Source organism: Pedobacter sp. UYEF25 (assembly GCF_054061655.1).
This window is the reverse complement of record NZ_JBSSEL010000040.1, coordinates 1-6,645: the sequence shown is the minus strand read 5'-3', so window position 1 is coordinate 6,645 and position 6,645 is coordinate 1. Positions and strand designations below refer to the sequence as shown.

General features: G+C 41.3%; 6 protein-coding genes. 3 read left to right on the top strand and 3 right to left on the bottom strand.

The window, feature by feature from the left end:
* Positions 1 to 321: 321 nt before the first annotated feature.
* Both ACVWYG_RS19090 and ACVWYG_RS19085 read right to left on the bottom strand, forming a co-directional pair.
* Positions 322 to 882: a type 1 glutamine amidotransferase domain-containing protein gene (locus tag ACVWYG_RS19090; RefSeq protein WP_457272643.1), complete on the bottom strand. Its 561-nt coding sequence runs from the start codon at positions 880 to 882 to the stop codon at positions 322 to 324.
* 127 nt (positions 883 to 1,009) lie between these two features.
* Entirely contained in the window at positions 1,010 to 3,499 is a 2,490-nt protein-coding gene (locus tag ACVWYG_RS19085; RefSeq protein ID WP_457272641.1) for a YfhO family protein, read from the bottom strand.
* A 306-nt stretch (positions 3,500 to 3,805) separates the two neighbouring features.
* Here ACVWYG_RS19085 and rfbB point away from each other — a divergent pair, with 306 nt between their 5' ends.
* From rfbB to rfbD, 3 genes are read left to right on the top strand one after another with little or no spacing between them, the layout of a single operon-like run.
* On the top strand, positions 3,806 to 4,858 hold the full coding sequence (gene rfbB / locus ACVWYG_RS19080) for a dTDP-glucose 4,6-dehydratase (protein WP_457272640.1): 1,053 nt from the start codon (positions 3,806 to 3,808) through the stop codon (positions 4,856 to 4,858).
* A complete protein-coding gene (rfbC, locus tag ACVWYG_RS19075) occupies positions 4,858 to 5,406 on the top strand; it encodes a dTDP-4-dehydrorhamnose 3,5-epimerase (RefSeq protein WP_457272639.1) in 549 nt (182 codons plus the stop codon). The genes rfbB and rfbC overlap by 1 nt, the downstream gene beginning before the upstream one ends.
* On the top strand, positions 5,399 to 6,268 hold the full coding sequence (gene rfbD / locus ACVWYG_RS19070; RefSeq protein ID WP_457272637.1) for a dTDP-4-dehydrorhamnose reductase: 870 nt from the start codon (positions 5,399 to 5,401) through the stop codon (positions 6,266 to 6,268). Before rfbC ends, rfbD begins: the two co-directional genes overlap by 8 nt.
* Before the next feature lie 135 nt (positions 6,269 to 6,403).
* Here rfbD and ACVWYG_RS19065 read toward each other — a convergent pair.
* On the bottom strand, positions 6,404 to 6,645 hold a 242-nt coding region (locus ACVWYG_RS19065; RefSeq protein ID WP_457272635.1), incomplete at its 5' end, for a hypothetical protein.

The window sequence follows — 6,645 nt, the reverse complement described above, 5'->3', positions numbered from 1 at the left end:
CCCGTTTAGGAACGCGGGACGGTACTGAAAACTGTAAGATCCATCGCGAAAAAAATGTGTGAGAAGCATGATTGATGTTTAGGTCTTCTAAGTAAATTCTCGCGTCAACGATTGGAGCGGTATCCTTTCCTTGGCTCGTTTGGCCAAGAAAAGATTTAGCGGAAAGCGTGTTAAGATGCCCAAATTCTAATAGAAACGACCTGCATTGTTTATAAGCCAAAATGAGGAGGGTTTATTGTTTCTACGCTTAGGTGGGTCAGCTAACTAAGCAAAAGGGCCAGTCATTGACCAGCCCTTTTCCATCTAAAATGAATTTAAATTTTAGGCATGCTGCCCATCATGCACACCTTCTCCAAACTCCTCTACCATTTTATCCTTAAAAGCTGGCAAATCTTTCGGCGTGCGACTTGTTACTAAACCTTGGTCAACCACCACCTCTTCGTCTACCCAAGTGGCGCCAGCATTTATCAAATCTTTTGAAATATTTTTTACCGACGTCAGTTTCCTTCCCTCAACGACTTCTGCATTGATCAATGTTTGTGCGCCATGACAAATGGCTGCAACAGGTTTACCTGCCTCAAAAAAAGCCTTTATAAATGCTAAAGCATCCTCATTTACCCTTAATTTGTCGGGGTTAATTACACCGCCAGGCAATACCAATCCATGATAATCATCTGCATTTGCCTCATCAAGGGTTTTATCTACGGCTACCTCAATCGACCAATGATCTGTATCCCAAGCCTTAATGGTGCCGCTCTTAGATGAAATGACGTGTACATTCGCGCCCTCTTCCTTTAACCTTTTCAAAGGTTCAGTTAATTCTACTTCTTCAAATCCGCTCTCGGATAATATCGCAATGTTGCGATTGCTTAATTGTGCCATATCTTTTTTAACTTTTGTAATCTTGACTAAATACACCACGAAAAAGGAAATTGTTTATGTTTTCGATGAAATAAAAAAGCCCCAAACATTTTTTCAAATGCTTGGGGCCTTCGTAGGATGAAAGAACTTATGCTTTTTTTCTTTTTCTCTTTTCTTCTATATAAAATCCAAATCCCAATCCGATCACCAATAAAATAGAACCTGCCAAAGAAATTTTCTCTCCGGTATAGTAAGATGTGGGATGAAAAATAAACTCCAATTTGTGGTTTCCAGCTTCAACCTGTGCGGCACGAAGCACATAGTTTGCTCTAAAATAAGGTTTTTCGACGCCATCAATGTACATCTTCCAGCCTTTATCGTAATAAATTTCAGAGAAAACAGCTATGGCATCCTTAGCTGTAGAATACTCATAAGTCATGTGATCTGGGTTGTAATTGGTAAGCTTTATAAATCCCTCAGCACCTGTACCCAATCTAGTAGTGTCTATCAAGTTTTTATAGGTGTCGTCTACAATGGCCTCCTTTTTAGGATCAAAGCTGCTGATGGCCTGCATCTCTTGGTCGGAATTTTTAACAAATTGGATGTTCGGCACAAACCATGCATTTCCGGCAGCAGAATAATTACGTTGCATTTTATAGGAGCCGGTTTTCTGATCTTGTTGGATGGTATACTTCGCATTTAGCATATCTAACACATCGTGGTTGATGCTTTTAGAAAACTGATTTTGAATCAACTCGTCAAAACGCTTCAACTTTGCCGCATGGTAGCCACCGATGGTTTTATGGAAAGTAGACGTTCTTGCGTCGCTAAATGTACTTATGCTCTGATCAAAAACCCTAAAATCTGGGTCTTTATCTGCCGTTATAAAAGTATCTACATCTCGCGGCTGATAAAATGTATCTGCAGACTTTTCTTGAAAGCTGTCGTTGTTAAGATAACGTCTATCTACGCCCCATAAATCTACCAATACCACAAAGGCCAACAAACCAAAAGCAAGCTGCATCTTTAACTTTTTAGAAATGTATGCCCACATGATGCCAAAACCGATCAAAATAAATATTACAGTTCTAATCGCATCTGCCCTTGCAATCGCAATCCTGTCTAATACTAAGGCATTGACAATTTTATTAGCTGTTTCGGCATTGTTCTGTAGCGCCTGAGTGAGCTGCTGAACGATTTCTAAGTTATTTGCTGTTTTGAAACTGAAGAATAGCGTTGGAACAACCGCTACAATTAAAGCAAAGCCACCTGTAATTCCCGCCGACCATTTTAATTGCTTAATCAACACTTGCTGATCTTGCTTGCCCTCTTGCGCCTCTTTAACCGCTAAAATAGCGAGTATCGGCACCATCAATCCCACAACGGCTAGAATGGATTCAACCACTCGAAATTTATTATAAAGTGGAAAGTAATCGAAGAATAAATCGCTGACAAAAGGAAAATTCTTACCGAACGAAAGCAGTATAAATAATGCGGTGGTAATTAATATCCACCATTTTAAAGGCCCTTTAACTGCAAATAACCCAAAAACAAATAGGAAACAGATAATTGCCCCAAAATAATAACCTCCTTGCGTAAATGGCTTTTCGCCCCAATACTGCTGCAATCCCGATCCTCCCAATTGTTGGATGGCCCCGACGGTTTGGTTCGGGTCGTTACCTACCAACTCCGCAACGGCCTTGTACATATGGCTTTCCGGCTTAACCAGTTCCGTACTTCCGGTCGCTCCACCATATAAATCTGGAATTAGAAAAGTAAAACTTTCGCCGACTCCCTGGCTCCATTGATAGGCGTATTCCTTCGATACACCTGCATCTTTCTGATCGGTATTTACGGAAGTAAGGTTGGATTTTCCACGGTTGGTTTCCTTGGCGTATTCTGCAGTAGTCCACAGTAAGCTTGCATTAACCATCACCGCCAGAACCACAGACAAGGCTAAAAAGCCGAAGGCCTTGCCCAAGGCGGGAAGGGTTTTATTTTTATAGGCCTGAAAAATTTCTACCCCAGCAAAAATGAGTACCGCCAAGAGCAAATAATAAGTCATTTGCACATGATTGGCTCTAATCTCTAAGGCTAAAAATAGCGCAGCAAGACTGGCGCCATATAAATATTTGCCCCGCATGGTCAGTAAAATGCTTCCAAGTATCGGCGCAAAGAAGCCAATAGCTAAAGCTTTATTTCCATGGCCAGTTCCCAGCACTACAAAATTATAGGTGGTAAAAGTAAAAGCCAGGGCGCCTGCGGCGGCGAGCCAGGGGTTTACCTTTAAAACAATAAATAAGAAGTACGCACCAAAAAGGAGCAATAATACAGTGCCAACCGGTGCAGGAAAAGCCTTGGTAATAAATGCAATGCCGTAAGTAGCACCGTTATAAGCATAAGCGGCCCAAATTTGGTAAGCCGGCATGCCACCAAACATCTGGTTTGTCCAAAGTGGTGCCGTACCGTCTTTGTCCTTATACTTCATAATTTCAGTCTGCATGGCTTTTGATTGTACCACATCGCTTTGCAAAGGCACTTTCCCTTGCAACACCGGACTGAAATAGGCAAATGTAATGATTACGAAGAACGCAACGATGGCCAAATGAGTGCCATTTCTACTAAACCAGTTGTTCATTTAGGTCTATCTTAAATTAAAATTGAATGTCAAAAATAAAAAAATGGGCGGTATAAAACAGCAATCTGCTTTTTATTTGTTTTTTGAAGTGCTTTTAAATGTTCCCACATGCGCTGTTAAAAAGTTAATATTGATGAGAAAAGGTTTAGAAATGCTTTTTAGATAGTTTTTAGAAAAATTCAACGTGGGGCGGAAATTTGAAATGAAACCAAACACCTTAAAATAACCGCGATATTTACTAAATCCACTCTAGTAAATTGGTTTTTTGCAAATTCCAACGTATTTTGCAGCGATAAATTAAAAAAAGTGAAAAAAATACTCATAACCGGCGGAGCAGGTTTTATAGGCTCTCATGTGGTTCGTCGATTTGTAAACAAATATCCCGACTACCAAATTGTCAATCTGGATAAGCTTACCTATGCAGGTAACCTGGCCAATTTAACAGATGTAGAAAATAAGCCTAACTATTCTTTTGTAAAAGCTGATATTGCAAATGCAGAGGCAATGAATGCATTATTTAAGAAAGAAAACTTCGATTCTGTCATCCATTTGGCTGCAGAAAGTCATGTAGACCGCTCTATTGTCGATCCAAATGCTTTCGTGGTGACCAACGTAATTGGTACGGTTAATTTGCTAAATGCCGCGCGCGCCTCCTGGAAAGGCGATTACGACAAGAAGCGATTTTATCATGTAAGTACAGACGAAGTGTATGGCGCTTTGGGCGAAACAGGAATGTTTGCCGAAACGACGGCTTACGATCCACATAGTCCATATTCTGCGTCTAAAGCGAGTTCAGATCATTTTGTGCGTGCATATCATGACACCTACGGTTTAGACTGTGTCATCTCTAATTGCTCAAACAACTACGGTTCGCATCATTTCCCAGAGAAATTAATTCCACTGGCCATAAACAACATCAAAAACAACAAACCTGTACCAGTATACGGCAAAGGTGAAAATGTGAGAGATTGGCTTTGGGTGGAGGATCATGCAAGGGCAATCGACGTTATTTTTCATCAGGCAAACGCCGGAGATACCTACAACATCGGCGGTCATAACGAATGGAAAAACATAGATTTAATCCATTTGCTGTGCAGCATCATGGATGAAAAATTAAACCGCGAACCTGGTAACTCGGCAAAGTTAATTACCTACGTAACCGATAGGGCAGGGCACGACTTAAGGTATGCGATAGATTCTAGCAAACTTCAGAAAAACCTAGATTGGGTACCGAGCCTGCAATTTGAAGAAGGGTTAGCCAAAACAGTCGATTGGTATCTAGAAAATGAAGAGTGGTTAAACAATGTGACCTCTGGAAATTATCAAACTTATTACGACAAACAATACCACAATAGTTAATGGAAATTGAACAAACTGGTTTAAAGGATTGCGTCATCATCACCCCAAAAGTATTTGAAGATGCGCGGGGATATTTTTTTGAAAGTTTTAATCGAAGTACCTTCGAAGAGAAAACAGGCATGTCTGGCAATTTCGTCCAAGACAACCAATCTGTCTCTACATTCGGCGTAATCAGAGGGCTTCATGCCCAAGCTGGCGATTTTGCACAAGCAAAGCTGGTGCGGGTAATTGAAGGCGAAGTGCTGGATGTAGCGGTTGACGCTAGGCCTGGCTCCCCGACCTATGGCAAAACAGTTGTCGTGAAATTAAGTGCAGCAAATAAACGTCAATTGTATGTGCCTAGGGGTTTTCTGCACGGGTTTTCGGTATTGAGTAAAACTGCCGTCTTTTTTTACAAATGCGACAATTACTACCACAAGCAGTCTGAAATTGGCGTAATGTACAACGATGCAGATTTAAACATTGACTGGCAAATCCCTTTGGAGCAACAAAATGTTTCAGAAAAAGACCTTATTTTAAACTCATTTTCATCTTTACAACATGGCTAAAATCGTAGTTATTGGTGCCGGCGGGCAGCTGGGCCAATGTTTAAAAACGGTTGCTGCCGAGCTAAACATTGGCAATGTGTTTTTTCCTGGCGAAGGAGCGGCGAACATCTTAGACATCGCACAACTTAATGAATTGTTAGCTGCACAAGAGGCAACTTATGTGATCAATTGCGCTGCATATACCGCGGTAGATCTTGCAGAAGATGATCAAGAAAAGGCGAAAGCGATAAATGAAACTGGTGCAGCAAACCTTGCAGAAGCCTGCAAAGCCCATCATGCAACCTTAATCCACATTTCTACAGATTTCGTTTTTAAAGGAAATGAAGTCAAGTTGCTAAAGGAAGCGGATGACGCCGAGCCCATAAACGTATACGGACAAACAAAGTTGGATGGAGAACTGGCCATCGGCGCTATTTTAAAGGAGCATTACATCTTGCGCACGAGCTGGCTCTACTCTGAGTTTGGAAATAACTTCGCAAAAACGATGTTAAAATTGGGCGCAGAGCGGGATGTATTGAATATCATCGCAGATCAAGTGGGTACACCTACTTATGGCATCGACCTAGCCAACACTATTTTTGAAGTGATTGCAAAGGATGAACAGAAATACGGCCTCTACCATTACAGCAACGATGGTGTTACCTCTTGGTATGATTTCGCAAAAGCGATTTTCGACTTGAGTGGAACCGAGGTGAAGGTCAATCCAATTCCTGGTGCATTGTACCCAACGAAAGCGAAGCGTCCGAGTTTTTCGGTGATGGATAAAACTAAAATTAAGGAAACTTTTAAGGTAGAGATTCCTTACTGGAGAGATAGCCTTGCGGTATGCATAGAAAGAATAAAGGCGTTGAGTAAGGAATAAAGAACAAGGAATAGAGAGCAAGGAGCAAGGAACAAAGAGCAAGGAACAAAGATTGGATGTAGAGCGATTTGAGTCATGAGATGGGATGTAGTTTTCTTTTGTTTCAGGTAATGATTTAAGGGTATTTGGGCGCTTTTACCCGCTGTCCATTGTATCTTTCTTCGGTCCAAAAGCCGAAGAAAGGATGCCATTGCCATCGGGAGCGCTAGCGAGTGGGCCGGAGGAGCAAGGAATAAGGAACAAGGAGCAAGGAACAAAGAGCAAGGAATAAGGAGCAAAGAACAAGGAACAAAGATTGGATGTAGAGCGATTTGAGTCATGAGATGGGATGTAGTTTTCTTTTGTTTCAGGTAATGATTTAAGGGTATTTGGGCGCT

Bases quoted from the DNA above. Each gene is read 5' to 3' on its own strand.
- ACVWYG_RS19090 (WP_457272643.1), bottom strand. From the start codon at position 882: ATGGCACAATTAAGCAATCGCAACATTGCGATATTATCCGAGAGCGGA.
- ACVWYG_RS19085 (WP_457272641.1), bottom strand. From the start codon at position 3,499: ATGAACAACTGGTTTAGTAGAAATGGCACTCATTTGGCCATCGTTGCG.
- rfbC (WP_457272639.1), top strand. From the start codon at position 4,858: ATGGAAATTGAACAAACTGGTTTAAAGGATTGCGTCATCATCACCCCA.
- rfbD (WP_457272637.1), top strand. From the start codon at position 5,399: ATGGCTAAAATCGTAGTTATTGGTGCCGGCGGGCAGCTGGGCCAATGT.